The following is a 14,743-nucleotide window of genomic DNA, read 5'->3' on the forward strand; positions in this document are numbered from 1 at the left end:
TGTCAGGGAGTATGGGTAAGCAGATCACGTAGTGCTTCAATATTCAAGCCTAGATGCCTGTAAGACAAGGGATGATAAATGTATGTCCATCAACTTTCTTAATAAATTTTTCAAGGAAAACGACAGGATATTTCTTGAAACCATCCAGGGGTTCGGGCTTGATGTAAAAAACGTGGTCATGGATAATACAATCCAATGGTGCGAGACGACAACATCATCCAAGTGCAAGGGATTTTACATCCTTGTCAAAGACAAAAACGACAAACTCCACGGAATGTACGGGACGTACGCCAAAAAAGACCAGCATGAATGGCATCAGGATGATGGAGAACCTCGTGACGAGGAAGTCGAAAAAATATTTTTAGTTATAAAATCAGACGTGAAAAAGAAACGAATCAAGGCACGAATAAACGAAATCATGCATCAGGCAAAGCCGTTGTCTTCAGATGACGGCCATCCTTACTTGCATTCCAAGCATATTTGCTATCCCAACGGATCGGTTTACAAGGGGAAACTGGTCATACCGCTTGCAAATACAAAGAACGAAGTCACTGCGATCCAGCTCATCGATAAAAATGGCAAGAGAATCATTGTCAATCCTGATGGAGTCCAAGGGAGCTGTCTTTGTATTCAAGAGAAGATTGATACAACTGCGAACCAGCCTGAAACGGTCTATGTCTGCGCAGGTTTTCAGACAGCGGCAACATTGTGGAAGGCAACAAAATTTCCTGTTTTGTGTGCGCTGTATCTCAAAAATCTGAAGCCTGTCCTCTTACGTGCTCAGAACCAGTATCCCAAAAGCCGATTGGTTCTGGCCGTCCCGGCTCGTGGCGATCACGAGGCAAACACTTCTTTGGACGAGGCCCGCAGGGCAGCCAGGAAAATAAAGGCGAAGGTGGTTGAGCCCGTTGCAATCACTGACGGCAAGAAAGGCTGGACGACATTTAACCATGTGCTGATCACCCATGGCCTGGACGGAGTCAAACAGCAGCTCAAGGGATCTGCCAAAAGCTCAAGCAACGACCCCTCGGATGCCAGGTCAGGCAGGGCTGACGCCGCAAGTGAAGCTCACACAGATAATTCCGGAGGGGCTGAGGGGAATCAGGTAAGAGAAGCGTCATCCCAATCCGGTCCGGTTGAGATATCCGGAAAAAATCACCCCGAACGTCAGGGAGATGAACCCGAACAAGGAGCGGCTGGTGATAAGGGCAGTTTGGCTGCGGATAGATCTGAAGAAACCTCGGAAGCATTCGATGTTCCCAGTATATCTGCAAATACAGACCAGGCTTCAAACATAGCCCAGCCCGCCTGGCCAGAGCCTGATCCCGTCATGTTTGACGGTTTTGCCGGAGAATTTGTCAGTGCGGCGGTTGAAAAAAGTGAAGCCGATCCAGTTGGTGTGCTGGTTACGTTTTTGTCCCGCTTTGGGGTTGAAATCGGTCCGGATGTGTACAAGGTGCATCCCGAAAATCAACCCGGTAAAATCAATGCCGTGCTGGTCGGTGCCAGCGGGATGGCCAGGAAGGGAACTTCAGCCTCTCCGGTACGGGCTTTGTTTGATTTCGATGCTTCGTCATCCTGGCAGGGAGCGGAAACGAAAAATGGGCCGCTTTCAAGCGGGGAAGGGATTATTGAAGCTGTGAAAGATGCCGAAACGGTTTGGCGGAAAAATCAGGAGACCGGCGAAGAGGAGTTGGTGGTCAAGGATCCCGGAGTCAAGGACAAGCGATTGATGGTTATTGAAGGGGAATTTGCAAATCCTCTTGATTCGATGCGGCGACAGGGCAATACCCTCTCGAACATCATTCGCTGTATGTATGATGGGCATAAGCTTGCACCGATGACAAAAACCAATAAAATTTCGGCCACAGGCCACCATGTTGCGATCGTCGCGCACATCAGCCGAGACGAGCTGATGAAAAAACTCACGCTGACAGAGTGCTATAACGGATTTGTCAATCGTTTTTTGTGGGTGTGCGTTCGCCGTGGGGAACTGTGTCCGTTTCCACAAATTATGAACCCGGATGTGCTCGGAGCTTTCCAGAAAAGATTACTCGAGATCCTTAAGTGGTCTGAAAAACACCGCGGAGAATTTGATTTTTCTGAAGATGCTGCCAACTTGTGGGAGAAAAAGTATTCGGAGATTACTGATCTGGATGAAGGGGTTATGAGCCAGATCCTTAGTCGCGGGGCAACACATACCATCAGACTGTCACTGATCTATGCTGTGCTCGATTGTTCGAAAAAAATCCATAAACGGCATCTTGAGCGCGCCCTGGCTGTCTGGGAGTATGCAACGGATTCAGCATATACTATTTTTGGCGAACTTGAAGAGAGCAATTATTCCCGTGTAATTATTGCAGCTCTCAGGGATGAACCCGAAGGGCTGACGAGCACGCAACTTTATAAATTGTTTGGTAATCACATAAAGAACAGGGTGTTACGCAAAGAACTCGATTCCCTGGTCGAAACTGGTCGCATCTGCCTTGAGAAGCGTAAGACCAAGGGAGCCCCAAAAAAAATATACCTCTTGGCGAAAGATTCATGAATGTGTTGATTGCGAATTAAGCGAAAAAAGCGAAATAATCGATTTTAGGGGCTGTTAACTACTTATTTCGCTTTTTTCGCATGATATTCAGAATCTTGGCAAAAAGATCGAACTCATCTCATCATATTCACCAATTCGAAAAAAGCATCCCTTAACCCTTTCCTCTTTCCTGCGGACCTTCCCAGCTGGCCACCATATTCCAGGTCCTTGTGTCCGAGCAAATTTGCCTTGGTCTCGGCAGGGCGGATGATTGACCGAGGCACCTTTTTGACGTACGTTTGCTCGGAATTCATAAAAAACAGGGAGACAGAAGGCATGGATACAGCATCACAAGACACCAAAACCGAACGGATCAACCTCCGTGTGAAAAGCAGGGCCAAGGAGTTGATAACCCTTGCCGCGGGTTTTGAAGGGAAAACCGTCAGCAATTTTATTTTGACCAGCGCTCTGAAGCATGCGGAAAAAACAATTCAGGAGCATCAGTCGATGTCCCTGAACGCCAAGGAATCGCAGGCTTTTTTTGAGGCGCTTTCCGGGCCTGTACGGTTTACAACCAAATTATCAGAAGCCTTTGAAGAATATGACCAGCGTGTTGTTGCAAAATGAAACATGCTCAGGATCTGATTATCGAGCCGCTGCAGGCTGATCACGACCGAACAGGCTTTTCGTGTCATGTAGAAGCACTGGATCGTTATATCCAGAAGCAGGCCGGGCAGGATATACGACGCGGTATCAGCCGTGTCTTTGTTGCGGTTCGGCTCGACACGCCTAGGGAGATAGTGGGATATTACAGCTTGAGTGCATTATCCATTGCCTTGAACCAATTGCCCGAAAATATGGCCCGAAAGCTGCCCAGGCATCCGATTCCCGCCGCCCTGATCGGCAGGCTTGGTGTCAGCAAACGGGCACAGGGTTGTGGTATCGGCAGGATGCTGCTTGTAGATGCCATCAAGCGAACCCTGTCAGTACGTGATCAGATTGCGATCTATGCCATGGTCGTCGATGCAATGGATGACCATGCCAGAGCATTTTATGAACAGTACGGGTTTAAAAGGTTGTCGGATCACAGCAACCGATTGTTTTTGTCGTTACACTCCCTGAAATGATCTACAGCCAAGGCCAGGACAGGGTTTAGCGAAACGTCTGTGATCCACGCAGTGGCCCCCTGTGTCTGGAAAGGGTAAGGCTTGGGGCATTAGCCTGCGCCTCGCTCCGGACTATAACCTGTTCCTGTATCAGTACGTTTGTTGCTGGTCTCAGAAACCCAAAGAAATGCGCAAAAAATATTTGGAATTTTGGATACGTGGAGTTCGTTCTCTTGCAGCTGCTGAAAGGGTTGCATTGAAGAAGCACTGTATTTTACGGATGCGTCAAAGACGGATAACTGTGGATGAACTCAAGGAAGCTCTTGTTTGTTCTGAAATCGTTGAATATTATGAGGATGATTATCCGTTGCCGAGCGCACTTATTTTGGGTTATACAATTTCCGGAAAACCGTTGCATGCCGTGGTAGCCTGGGATCAGGAAAGCAATATTATCTGGATCATAACTTTGTATGAACCTACCAGCGAACGCTGGGATGAACAATTCAGAATCAGGAGACTGTGATATGGCCTGTCCACTCTGCAGAGGGAAGATGGAGATTGGAACGACTATTCTTCCTTTTCAAATGAACAACGGCAAGGTGATTGTGATTCTTAATGTGCCTGCTCGAATCTGCGAACAATGTGGCGAGGAGTACATTGATATGGAAGTTGCCAGAAATATCGAGTTCCTTCTGGACCGTGCTGAGCGTGATGGATTGAGCATGGGGTTTATGGAGTATGGGTCCGCAGCTTGAAAAATGTGTATCTCGAGGGTTCAGACCCCATGGCTGGATCTGTAAGCTTTCACCAATAAAGTTTTAGGACTCGACAACCGTGAAGCTAACAAAGGGGTGATTGAAACGGCTTCCGCTGAAAATCCACGAAGTGGTGACAGTTTCCGGCCGGCGACAGTCCGGCGGACGGAATTTCAGTTGTCCGGGGCCGTTGTCCAATTTTTTGTCCGGTAGTGTCGAGTGAGCTTGCGAACGGGCGGTTAATGCCTTTTCAAAAACGGATCAAATAGACATCAACGCGATCACCTATTTCTTCAACGACGACAAAAGCACAGGAACTTTTCAATGAAGGATGAGACGGTGACACATAAAGGATCCCTGCTCGACGACATGATCGGCATCGTTCGCACCCATTTTGCGGTTGATGCCATCTATCTGTATGGTTCACGGGCCAAAAATCAGGAACATGCCGAAAGCGACTGGGATCTTGCCGTGCTTTTTTCGGATTTTGAACCCGATATTCTTGAGCGCGTGTCCCGTCCGCAACAGGTCGAAGCACTTCTTGAGCGCGAGCTGGGGATGTACACCGAGATATCCGTTGTCGACCTGGAAATGGTCCCGCCCCCTTTGCAGATGAACATCATCAAGGGCAAGCGGCTGTACGACCGCCTTGTTCCCCATGTACGGCGGGTTGAAATGTCCATCATCTCCAAGATCGAGAAGGATTACCTCCATGCGTGACTTCCTTTACGAGCAGGAAATCACTGTTTAGCTGGTCAATACATGTACCAGCGAAAAGATAAAGACAGTGGGCCAACTAAACAGTGTCTGCCCCCCGGGTACGCTAAACAGTGTCTGCCCCCCGGGTACACGAAAGGTTTTAAATAAAAACTGCCTTTATTTCGCATGTTTCGTATGTTTCGTTGGCAACAAAATCCTTTAGCTGGCGGTTCCTATGCTGTTGTATGCTGACGAGAGCTATGAAATACCAGCCACCCTACACCATTACCCCTGAGATTTTAAACCGGGTCGCAGCTATCAGCGAGGCTATCGGACGGATGACCGCGCTCGCCAATCAGGCGAGAGCCTTGCGGTTGCGGCGCATCAATCGTGTCCGTACCATCCACGGTTCGTTGGCCATCGAAGGCAATACGATGAGTCAGGAGCAAATCACCGCGATTGTGGAAGGTAAGCGAGTCATTGCTCCTCCTCGGGAGGTGCAGGAGGTAAAAAACGCCCTGGTCGCCTACGACCGGTTCGATACTTGGAAGCCTGAGGTCGAAAAGGATCTGCTGGAGGCGCATGGGATTTTGATGGCGGGCCTGATCCATGAAGCGGGCATGTATCGCCATGGCGGTGTGGGGGTGATGGACGGCCGGCAGGTGATTCACATGGCTCCACCCGCCAACCGAGTGGTGTTTTTGATGAAGGACCTGTTGAGCTGGTTGGCTCGTGGCGATGTGCACCCGCTTATCGCGAGTTCGGTCTTTCATTACGAATTCGAATTCATTCACCCCTTTGCCGATGGCAACGGCCGCATGGGGCGGTTGTGGCAAAGTCTGATTCTGACCCGTTGGAATCCTTTGTTTGCAGACATTCCGGTAGAAAGCCTGATCTTCGAACACCAATCCGAATATTACCACGCCTTGCAGCAGAGTACCGGGCAGACCGACTCTGCTCCCTTTATTTCCTTTATCCTCCGGATGATCCTGGAGAGCGTGACCGGGTCGACCCCGGAAGTTGCCCCGGAAGTTACCCCGGAAGTCCGACTTCTCGCGGCCCTGACCGTTGAGATGACCCGGCAACAGCTCAAAGAGGCGCTCGGGCTCAAGGACGACGAGCATTTCCGCAAGGCCTATCTGCTTCCGGCTTTGAACGCAGGACTCATTGAAATGACCATCCCTGACAAGCCGCGCAGCAGCAAACAGCAATACCGGCTGACCCACAAGGGCCGCCAGATGATAGCCCGCCATGGCGGTGGATGAGGCGACAGACCATCACACGTCAGGTACACCAACGGAAAAGGGAAAGGCAGGGCAAACCGGTTTTAGTACCTTACTCGTGAAAGTCTGCCATAAAAAACAAGAAAATTTGATTCGCAATCAAAGGCATTAGACGCCCGTTCGCAAGCTCACTCGACGGGGCTTTGCACAAGGTCTGCTAAGGTTTCTCCAAGGAACTCGCGTGGAGATAGAATGGCCTTTTGAGGGCGTGTCGGTTGGCTGTCCAGCTCCTGGGGTCCACCTAAAGCCTCCCTGTTGGGGGATGTTTTTTCCTGGAATTGACTTCTGTGCATGATGGTGTACAAAGTGATGTACATGGAGGATTATATGGAACAAAGCATGAATATTTCAGAGGCAAGAACCCGGCTGACCAGACTTCCTGAAGAATTGGGGGCCACCAGCGCCATCAGGATCACGCGAAAGCAGGAACCGGTCTTGGCGGTCCTGTCCTGGGAGTTTTATGAAACCCTTATGGAAACGCTTGAAATCCTGGGGGACGAAGCATCGAGAAATGCTCTCAGGGAAGGAATCCGCGCTCTCCGTCAGGGGAGAACGATCAGCGTTGAGGATCTGGCCAGGGAACTTAAGATATGAGTTGGAAGGTCATCGTGTCCGAACCTGCGGCCGACCAGGTCCGGGCTGTTAAAGACAAGCGTGTCCAGAAACTTCTTCTTGAAAGAATCAGAAAATTAGCGGTCTCGCCCCAAAAACAGGGTAAGACACTGGCCGGCGACCTGGCCGAATACCGCTCCCTTCGTGCTGTCGGGCAACGGTACAGAATTATTTTCCAGGTACACGACGAAACCGTATGTGTTCTTGTCGTTGCCATTGGCTTGCGTAATGATGGGCATAAAAAAGATATCTACAAGCTTGCCCAAAAACTTGTCCGACTTGGGCTTGTGGAGTGATTTTTCGTCTCACGATGCCTTTGATGCCTGTGCGTTACCGGTCTCAGAGACCCAGACACTTTTAAAATGGGACCCAAATTAGTCCCAAAATGGTCCCAAAAAATTCAATTTCCAGCTCGATGTAACGTGTGTTACATAAAAGCGTTACTTCTTCCTCGTTTTGTTCGATGTAACGTGGGGAGGAAAATTTTTTGCTGATTTTTTTGGTTAGAAGTAACACCGTTTTTGCTACCCTGATTTGTCAAGTGTAAATTTTATTTTTTTTTGTGTGATCCAGGGCTAAGATCTGAAATTCAAAAGGCCTGGCAGTTATGTTATATAACTGCCAGGCCTTTTTGATTTATTATGCAAGAAGCCCGGACTCGAGCACTTTGCCCAATTTGCCGACCAGACGGTCGGCGTTGTCAGATGAAATGGTAGACCATGGGATGTAGGGCTGCCGGTTCTTTTTGTCATCTATAACCCCCCCCCTGTGTCAGGAAGGCAGGTGCTGAAGCTTGGATTCAATTTTGTCGATGCGTTTCGCGAGTTCGTCTATCCTGGTTGATGGTTGGGTTTCCATTTGGGGGGCGAGCCGGTGATGATGTCCATCATCAAAGAGGTCGTGAACGGACACATCAAGAGCCATGGCTAGTTTTTCAAGAGTGGCAAGAGTGCAACGTGAAATCTCTACATCTTTTCTGGCTTTTAAAATAGTAACATTATTGACTTCAGAGAGCTGTTCCAAAGCCCTGATGGTCATATTTTTATCCTTCATGATTCTTTCTAAGTTGCTTTTCATACGAACCCCAAATCTTTTTTGGCAAAATGTCTAATTAAAGCTTGACAAATTAGTCTTAGTTTTGTATGTTGTATTTGTTGCTGCGGAGGAAAGGAACAAATAATTTTTTTAAGGAGGAAAAAATGCGAAAGGCATTATCACAATTTGATGCTGGCCTCGAAGAAGTAAAAGAAAAGTTGATCACCATAGCCGAGCGCTTGGATAGCCTCCAGGAAGGAGACCCCGATATAGTCGTTATGACAAAGATTGAATGGTCGGTCATGGCTATTGCCGATGCAATTACATTGCTTGATGCCAGGCGAGTTATTTTTGCGAATGAATTTGGTCAATAATGGAAGAGGTGAAGCATGACTGAATATAATCAGAATACGGCTATAAGCCATGAATGTCAAAGTCCCGTTATCTCCAATCTGGCAATGGCCCTGTCACGGGTGCAGGGGGCGATGGAATTTGCAAAAAAAGATTCAGTCAATGCCAGTTATTCATCACACTACTCTAGTTTGGCTGCCTGTCTAGATTCATGTCGCATACAATTGGCCGACAATGATTTGGCTGTAATCCAGATCATAAGAACTGGCAACGATGGAGTGATGCACCTTTTGACGCGATTGATTCACGCTCGAAGCGGTGAGTGGATCGAAAGTGATTATCCTATTTTTTGTCAAATCGACAATCCTCAGGCGGTCGGGTCGGCCCTTACCTATGCCAGGCGGTATTCCTTGTGTGCGATCATCGGGATCGCGTCTGAGGACGACGACGGAGAGCATGCAATCCATTATAATGATAAAGGAGGTAATAGCGGATGTAAAACAGATTCCAAACCCGGCAAGGCCGGGGATGCTGTGGCAACACACAAACAGATCGAGACGATCGAGGAGATGGCCAGAGAGCGGGGGCTTGATGCGCTCGAGGCGGTGGGCAAATTTTTCGAGAAAAAAGTGGACGCCATCGAGCGTCTGTCAAGGGTCGAAGCATCCCGGGTGATCACCTGGATGAGTCAGCATCAGGCGCGTGAGAATTTGGAAAAGGCAGTCTAACGAACTCAGCTTTAAAGGAGAAAATTATGAGCAATGAAAATCGTGCTTTTAAAGGTCAGGGGATGGAAGATTTGAACAAGTTTAAGCAGAAGATGCACGAAGAAACAAAAGACATCTCTGCAGAATCTCAAAATTTGATCAATGAGATGGAGATTGATGCGTTGTACAAAAATCTCGACAAAAACGGCGTCATGACCAGGGTGGTGATGATGCCGGACTATGATAGGACGTACGCTTACGGATGCATGGAGGTCATACATCAGCTTGAAACAGTTGATGAAAAGTATGCGGCCTGCAGATTTTTTCAGCTCCTGGAAATTGGTGGTAAAAAATGGCCCGAGCTCGCCTTGTTTGCCAAAGCTTTTCTGGAAAGATCCAGCAAAACTATGAAAACTGTAGCCTGTTGATATTTAACCAACTTTAACTAAAGAGGATGTTATATGAAAAAAAGAAGACCTAGAATTGCCCCCGAGGTTCGGTATGACGCTGTCATGGACCTTATTCGCAATAAAGACACGTTGAGACAAGTCGCGAGACGTAACAACATGTCTACGTCAAGTCTTTGGAATTACTATGCAGACGTTGACGCAGCAATAAAAAAAGTGGTCGGCATGGACAATTCAAAGCCGCCACAGCAGGCTGCCCAGTCCATGGCAAGCCAAGAAGCAAAGGCGGGCCATGAAGGGACCGCCGCGAAGCAGGTCGAATCCATGTCAGCAGTGGAAGCGAACGAGTTGGTTATTCGCATAAAAATTTCGACGAGTTGATCCGGATCGGATGAAAGGGAAATGACGCGAAAATCCGTGGGACACGATAGGATGTCTCACGGATTTTTTTGGGAAATTTTCTTCTTTTTTTATGGCAGGTTGTCACGAGTAAGGTGCTAACACCTCGAACCGTCTCTGCCTTGATGGATGATAAGGCGACAACTTCCCTGACACAGGGAGTCCCTGACACAGGGGGTGACACAGGGGGCGGGTTAGTTGTCCGTGGCAGAAATAAGGTATCCTTCAAACTCTTCCATGCTTGCACAATTAAAGGCACGCTCGAAAAGCTTGTCCAGTGATGCTTGGGAGTGAATGGACGTTATCCTGTTAGCCATCAAGGGGTTTACAGTGCCAAACTTCATCATCAATGTTTTCAAGAGCATCTGCTGGGCATTCTCGATTTTGCCTTCGATTTTGCCTTCGATTTTACCTTTCTCGATGCCTTTTTCCTCTCCAGCCATCATCCATTTTTCAGTCCACTGGGTCACACGTTCTGCCAGCATGGTATCGACCTCCTGCAAATCATCTACTTCGGGTATGGGTTCGTCAGGCACCACCCGAGCGAGAAGTACCCGGCGGATCCAGACCGTGAATGCCCGGCGCAAGGAAAGATATTCACGCCCTTTAAGTCTTTCAATAAGTCCTTTGACCGCACATTGCAACTCTTCAGGGCCTTCCGCTTGCTCCAGGCGTATGAGCAAACTTGATAGCCCTTTGTTCTTACTGAGTTTTTTCTTGGAGACATTGCCTTCGTCCAGGAAAAAATACCGTTGGCTCGGTTTGTAACGAGCGAGGCTGGGCGGCATTGGAGCAATCAAATCTGAAATTTCCTGCTTGGCGGTCCAACGATTACAGCCGTTGTAGAGTACAATGGGGAACACCGGCGGCAGCTTATCTTTGTTGCCAATAACCTTACTCTTGATGAGATCCTGATAAAGCAAACCAGTATAAACCATGACCCGAACAGCCATCCATGGATCCACGGTGCTCTGGAATTCGATGAGCAAATAGACATACACCCAAGAGTCATTCCACTTCACACGCCAGATGCAGTCATCATGACGTGATCGGATATCGTCAGTGGAGAAGCTCTTGTTGGTATTCTCCAAGGTGGAAAAATCCAGTCCCCGAACCCACTTTTCGGGTACAAAATCTCGGATCAGGCTTTCAACCATCTCAGGGTGTGAAAAAATCTGCTTGTACGAGCCATCATGCTCGTTGTTCCTGCCTAACTCCGAGGCTTTTGTGTTTGTATTGCTTTTCTGGATGCTCATGGTGCCTTGATCATGCGCTGACGGGATTTTCTTGCTCATGTAATAAAACATAAGGCATATGCCCAAAGCCGGCAAGGGAAATCCCCCCTGTGCCAGGGAAATGGTCGCCCACCGTGGAATTTTCTTCGGTGGGCTTTTTTAAACTGGCAGAAAAAGACTTGTCAGGACAACGTCAGGACATTAATGGTAAGAGTAAACAACAAACAGGAGCCAGCTATGTCTGCCGTACGACTACCGAAAAATGAACGGATTGATGTTCGAACCAGCAGTTCCGTTAAAATGCTTTTACAAGAAGCTGCCCGCGTAACTCATAAAAATGTCAGCGAATTTTTGCTGGATGTCGGGATCGCCGCCGCTAATCAGGCCCTTGCTGATCAAAGGCTTTTTTCTCTGGACGACACGCAGTGGGCAGCGTTCGAAAAAGCATTGGATCGGCCTGTTCAAGATAAGCCTCGTCTTAAAGAACTGCTTTCAACACCAGGTCTGCTCGAATGCAAATAGCATACGAGCCTGTACGAAAACTCTCGGCCACCGATACTGTGAGTGTCTTTGATTGCGGACAGACAGCACTTAATCTGTTTTTGCAACGGCATGCCCTGGTAAACCAGAGGGCAAACAGTGCTCAAACCTATGTATGCTGCTGTAAAGATATTGTGGTTGGGTATTATAGCCTGGCCGTTGGAAGTGTTGTTCATGAAGCCACGCCCCAGCGAGTTGTGAAAGGACTCGCTCGTCATCCTGTTCCGGTAATGATTCTGGCGCGTTTGGCCGTGGATACTGATCATCAGAGACTGGGACTTGGACGAGCTTTGCTGAAAGATGCCTTGCTTCGAACAGCTCAAGCTGCAGATATTGCGGGAATTCGAGTTTTGCTGGTACATGCCAAGGATGAATCCGCACGGAACTGGTATGTTTCTTGGGATTTTGACCCCAGCCCGACAGATCCATATCACCTTTTTTTGCTGATCAAAGATCTCAAAAGATTACTGGGCAACGGGTAGGGGCTTGGGGGCTGAGATTTCGCAAACATGGCTGCAGGGTTTCAAATAGTGCGACCAAACCGCGCCCGGCGCTTTTTTTTCATGCTTGGAGGCAGTGGACTGGACACGATATCGACATGGTCTTGCCAAGAGCCTGAAGAAACCCTATATTGTACAAGTAATAGGACATCTCAACCTCACTTTCAGGAGAAACACCATGCGCGTGGTCAATTTTTCAGAGGCACGCAATCGCCTTAAAAACGTTATCGATCAGGTCATCGATGATGCTGACTATACGGTTATTGCCAGACGCAATGCAGCGGATGCGGTGGTTATGTCTTTCGATACCTTCAGTAGCTTGATGGAGACTGTGCATCTGCTTCGATCTCCAGCTAACGCAGCTCATCTGGCCAGATCCATAGAGCAGTACCGCCAGGGCAAAACAGTCCATAAGGATTTGGTCGATGGCGAAGGATAATGTGTCGAGTTTAATCTGGACCCTGGAGGCCTGGGATGACTATCAATATTGGCAAACCCAGGACAAAAAAACGCTCAAGCGCGTTAACAGACTGATCAAAGACTGTCTTCGCCATCCTTTTGAAGGAATCGGCAAGTCAGAACCGCTAAGAGAAAATCTGGGCGGCTTCTGGTCTCGTCGTATCGATGAAACCAACCGTCTGGTGTACTGTGTGCATGATGAAGAACTAGCCATCATTTCTTGCCGTTATCATTATGATTCGAGAAGATAAGGTTGTTACCTTAGGTGAATCTCGGAAGAGGCGACAACTTTCCTGACACAGGGGGCAGGTGCGCAGGAATATTGAACGATTCCCTGATGATTTTATGTTTGAACTGACCCGGGAAGAGTTCGACAGGTTGAGGCCGCAATTTGCGACCTCAAACCGGGGAGGCACACGGTACATGCCCATGGCCTTTACCGAGCATGGGGTCAATACAGGCACCAACGAAACGACAAAGACATGGGGGCCAACGAAACAGTGTCTGCCCCCCGGGTACGCTAAACAGTGTCTGCCCCCCGGGTATACGAAAGGTTTTAAATAAAAACTGCCTTTTTTTCGCATGTTCCGCGTACCCGGGGGGCAGACACTGTTTCGCTGGCAAAAAAAATCTTTTAGCTGGCCAATGCATGTCCAGCATTGATTCAAAATCAAAAAACCCGTTGACGTCCTCTTCCCCCGCGTGTACGCGTTCAATTCCTGAACCCACGAAAAGTCAGACACAAAATGGACGATTCCACCTCCTATAAAATCTACAGACTCATCAACGACAACCCCGAGATCTCCCAGCGGGAACTCGCCCGCAGGCTGGGCGTTTCCCTGGGCAAGGCCAACTATTGCCTCCAGGGACTCATCGGCAAAGGGATGATCAAGGCGAGCCGGTTTTGTACCAACAAAAACAAACAGGCCTACATATATTTGCTGACCCCCAAGGGCATCGAGGACAAGGCCCTGGTCACCCTGCGCTACCTCAGGCGTCGGATGAAAGAGTATGACGAGATCAAAAAAGAAATCGTCCAGATCAAGGAAGATATGGGCAAGGAAAAGGGTTAAGTTGAAAAGGGTTAAGGGTTAAGGAAAAAATCTGTGCTCGGGGGAGTTGTGGGGTATAGTTCGTTTGAGGATTTGGATGCCAGCCCGGTGGAATGGCTGTTACACAGCCCCTTCTTTTGAAGGATTCCACCGGGTAAAGAAAAGGGCTTGCCGGTTGGCTGTTCGCTTGTATGAGCTTCTCCAAGGGTGTCGCGATTACGGGTTGAAAGATCAGATAACCCGTGCTGCAGTCTCCATACCTAGTAATACCTGCCCCGTGAAATAGCTTGGGATATTATGTTCTATACATATGTTTTGCAAAGCGAGAAGGACGGCAACTTGTACGTCGGGTTTTCCAAGGATCTCAAGCTAAGATTTGAACAACATGCAAGTGGGAGAGTCGAGTCGACACGAGATCGGCGTCCTCTCAAGCTGATATACTATGAGGCAACACTTGTCAGGGATGATGCTATCCGCAGAGAGAAGTATCTGAAGACTTATTACGGCAAAATGTTTCTTAAAAAAAGACTCAAATCTTATTTCACGGGGTAAAAAGGTTATGAACGGGATTCTGTCAAAGAATCGATCCATTTTTTTCATATATCCAAAGGATCTGCAGCCGAACTTCGGACACAGATTTATATAGCAGGCAAAATAGGGATACTACCAGAGAATGTAATTCAAGAGCTTGTACGAGAAACAAAAGAAATATCCTGTATGCTCCAAGGCCTCATCCGATCCTACAAGAAAAAGATCACCCTTAACCCTTAAACCTTAACCCTTCAAACTTTCGCATGTTTCGCATGTTTAGTTGGCGAAAAAAATCCTTTAGCTGGCGGTTCCTATGCGGTTGACCGGGGATCAAAGAATTCCTTGGAATGGAAGATTTTTGACGAGTCTGAATCGTAGTAAATTTTCATATATTTCAAGGTGTTACTTGTAATGTGGTCTGCTTTCGTTGATTCTAAGCCTGCCTGGTGAAATGTCCTTGTCACTTCATATTACACTTGGGTCTAAAAATAGCCATTTTTAAAGTATAAAAACAATAATATCAGTCATTTCGAGAGGTCAGACCC

23 protein-coding genes and 1 pseudogene are annotated in these 14,743 nt (G+C 48.1%); 22 read left to right on the top strand and 2 right to left on the bottom strand.

Annotated features, from left to right (window positions below; genetic code table 11):
- Positions 1-82: 82 nt before the first annotated feature.
- From ACTVJH_RS09345 to ACTVJH_RS09385, 9 genes are all read left to right on the top strand, one after another.
- Positions 83-2,548: a hypothetical protein gene (locus ACTVJH_RS09345; RefSeq protein ID WP_455989702.1), complete on the top strand. Its 2,466-nt coding sequence runs from the start codon at positions 83-85 to the stop codon at positions 2,546-2,548.
- 315 nt (positions 2,549-2,863) lie between these two features.
- Positions 2,864-3,154 (top strand): type II toxin-antitoxin system TacA family antitoxin, encoded by a 291-nt coding sequence (locus ACTVJH_RS09350; protein ID WP_455989704.1) that lies wholly within the window; start codon positions 2,864-2,866, stop codon positions 3,152-3,154.
- Positions 3,151-3,654, top strand: a complete 504-nt coding sequence (locus ACTVJH_RS09355) for a GNAT family N-acetyltransferase (protein WP_455989706.1) — start codon at positions 3,151-3,153, stop codon at positions 3,652-3,654. The genes ACTVJH_RS09350 and ACTVJH_RS09355 overlap by 4 nt, the downstream gene beginning before the upstream one ends.
- 61 nt (positions 3,655-3,715) lie before the next feature.
- Positions 3,716-4,156, top strand: a complete 441-nt coding sequence (locus tag ACTVJH_RS09360) for a DUF4258 domain-containing protein (protein WP_455989708.1) — start codon at positions 3,716-3,718, stop codon at positions 4,154-4,156.
- 1 nt (position 4,157) lies between these two features.
- The gene (locus tag ACTVJH_RS09365; protein WP_455989710.1) at positions 4,158-4,388 is read left to right on the top strand and encodes a type II toxin-antitoxin system MqsA family antitoxin; all 231 of its coding nucleotides are present in this window, start codon (positions 4,158-4,160) and stop codon (positions 4,386-4,388) included.
- 339 nt (positions 4,389-4,727) lie between these two features.
- A complete protein-coding gene (gene mntA / locus ACTVJH_RS09370) occupies positions 4,728-5,108 on the top strand; it encodes a type VII toxin-antitoxin system MntA family adenylyltransferase antitoxin (RefSeq protein ID WP_455989712.1) in 381 nt (126 codons plus the stop codon).
- 239 nt (positions 5,109-5,347) lie between these two features.
- Entirely contained in the window at positions 5,348-6,352 is a 1,005-nt protein-coding gene (locus tag ACTVJH_RS09375; protein ID WP_455989714.1) for a Fic family protein, read from the top strand.
- A 357-nt stretch (positions 6,353-6,709) separates the two neighbouring features.
- Positions 6,710-6,964: a type II toxin-antitoxin system Phd/YefM family antitoxin gene (locus tag ACTVJH_RS09380; RefSeq protein ID WP_455989716.1), complete on the top strand. Its 255-nt coding sequence runs from the start codon at positions 6,710-6,712 to the stop codon at positions 6,962-6,964.
- A complete protein-coding gene (locus ACTVJH_RS09385; protein ID WP_455989718.1) occupies positions 6,961-7,278 on the top strand; it encodes a type II toxin-antitoxin system RelE family toxin in 318 nt (105 codons plus the stop codon). Before ACTVJH_RS09380 ends, ACTVJH_RS09385 begins: the two co-directional genes overlap by 4 nt.
- 475 nt (positions 7,279-7,753) lie before the next feature.
- Here the strand turns inward: ACTVJH_RS09385 and ACTVJH_RS09390 are convergent, their stop codons facing one another.
- Positions 7,754-8,059 carry a helix-turn-helix domain-containing protein gene (locus tag ACTVJH_RS09390; protein WP_455989720.1) on the bottom strand — a complete coding sequence of 102 codons (306 nt, stop codon included), beginning with the start codon at positions 8,057-8,059 and terminating at the stop codon, positions 7,754-7,756.
- Positions 8,060-8,181: 122 nt separating this feature from the next.
- Between ACTVJH_RS09390 and ACTVJH_RS09395 the strand changes: the two genes are divergently transcribed.
- From ACTVJH_RS09395 to ACTVJH_RS09410, 4 genes are read left to right on the top strand one after another with little or no spacing between them, the layout of a single operon-like run.
- A complete protein-coding gene (locus ACTVJH_RS09395) occupies positions 8,182-8,391 on the top strand; it encodes a hypothetical protein (protein WP_455989722.1) in 210 nt (69 codons plus the stop codon).
- Between the two features lie 15 nt (positions 8,392-8,406).
- Positions 8,407-9,096, top strand: coding sequence for an ERF family protein (locus tag ACTVJH_RS09400; protein WP_455989724.1), 690 nt, complete (start codon positions 8,407-8,409; stop codon positions 9,094-9,096).
- Positions 9,097-9,122: 26 nt separating this feature from the next.
- Positions 9,123-9,503 (top strand): hypothetical protein, encoded by a 381-nt coding sequence (locus ACTVJH_RS09405; RefSeq protein ID WP_455989726.1) that lies wholly within the window; start codon positions 9,123-9,125, stop codon positions 9,501-9,503.
- A gap of 33 nt (positions 9,504-9,536) precedes the next feature.
- Entirely contained in the window at positions 9,537-9,863 is a 327-nt protein-coding gene (locus ACTVJH_RS09410) for a hypothetical protein (protein WP_455989728.1), read from the top strand.
- Positions 9,864-10,075: 212 nt separating this feature from the next.
- On the opposite strand, the gene ACTVJH_RS09415 is transcribed toward ACTVJH_RS09410, so the two are convergent.
- The gene (locus ACTVJH_RS09415) at positions 10,076-11,176 is read right to left on the bottom strand and encodes an Rpn family recombination-promoting nuclease/putative transposase (RefSeq protein ID WP_455989730.1); all 1,101 of its coding nucleotides are present in this window, start codon (positions 11,174-11,176) and stop codon (positions 10,076-10,078) included.
- A 177-nt stretch (positions 11,177-11,353) separates the two neighbouring features.
- Here ACTVJH_RS09415 and ACTVJH_RS09420 point away from each other — a divergent pair, with 177 nt between their 5' ends.
- The 9 genes and pseudogenes from ACTVJH_RS09420 to ACTVJH_RS09460 form a co-directional block, all read left to right on the top strand.
- A complete protein-coding gene (locus ACTVJH_RS09420; protein WP_455989732.1) occupies positions 11,354-11,638 on the top strand; it encodes a type II toxin-antitoxin system TacA family antitoxin in 285 nt (94 codons plus the stop codon).
- Positions 11,629-12,138 (top strand): GNAT family N-acetyltransferase, encoded by a 510-nt coding sequence (locus tag ACTVJH_RS09425; RefSeq protein WP_455989734.1) that lies wholly within the window; start codon positions 11,629-11,631, stop codon positions 12,136-12,138. The genes ACTVJH_RS09420 and ACTVJH_RS09425 overlap by 10 nt, the downstream gene beginning before the upstream one ends.
- Before the next feature lie 196 nt (positions 12,139-12,334).
- A complete protein-coding gene (locus tag ACTVJH_RS09430; RefSeq protein ID WP_455989736.1) occupies positions 12,335-12,595 on the top strand; it encodes a type II toxin-antitoxin system Phd/YefM family antitoxin in 261 nt (86 codons plus the stop codon).
- Positions 12,582-12,866: a Txe/YoeB family addiction module toxin gene (locus ACTVJH_RS09435; protein WP_455989738.1), complete on the top strand. Its 285-nt coding sequence runs from the start codon at positions 12,582-12,584 to the stop codon at positions 12,864-12,866. The genes ACTVJH_RS09430 and ACTVJH_RS09435 overlap by 14 nt, the downstream gene beginning before the upstream one ends.
- 58 nt (positions 12,867-12,924) lie before the next feature.
- Entirely contained in the window at positions 12,925-13,179 is a 255-nt protein-coding gene (locus ACTVJH_RS09440) for an ORF6N domain-containing protein (RefSeq protein WP_455989740.1), read from the top strand.
- A gap of 182 nt (positions 13,180-13,361) precedes the next feature.
- The gene (locus ACTVJH_RS09445) at positions 13,362-13,688 is read left to right on the top strand and encodes a MarR family EPS-associated transcriptional regulator (RefSeq protein WP_455989742.1); all 327 of its coding nucleotides are present in this window, start codon (positions 13,362-13,364) and stop codon (positions 13,686-13,688) included.
- A gap of 76 nt (positions 13,689-13,764) precedes the next feature.
- Entirely contained in the window at positions 13,765-13,953 is a 189-nt protein-coding gene (locus tag ACTVJH_RS09450) for a four helix bundle protein (RefSeq protein ID WP_455989744.1), read from the top strand.
- Between the two features lie 11 nt (positions 13,954-13,964).
- Positions 13,965-14,219 carry a GIY-YIG nuclease family protein gene (locus tag ACTVJH_RS09455; RefSeq protein WP_455989746.1) on the top strand — a complete coding sequence of 85 codons (255 nt, stop codon included), beginning with the start codon at positions 13,965-13,967 and terminating at the stop codon, positions 14,217-14,219.
- A gap of 15 nt (positions 14,220-14,234) precedes the next feature.
- Positions 14,235-14,438: pseudogene (locus ACTVJH_RS09460) on the top strand (four helix bundle protein); the annotation flags it as partial.
- Positions 14,439-14,743: the final 305 nt, after the last annotated feature.

Source organism: Desulfoplanes sp. PS50 (genome assembly GCF_053851535.1).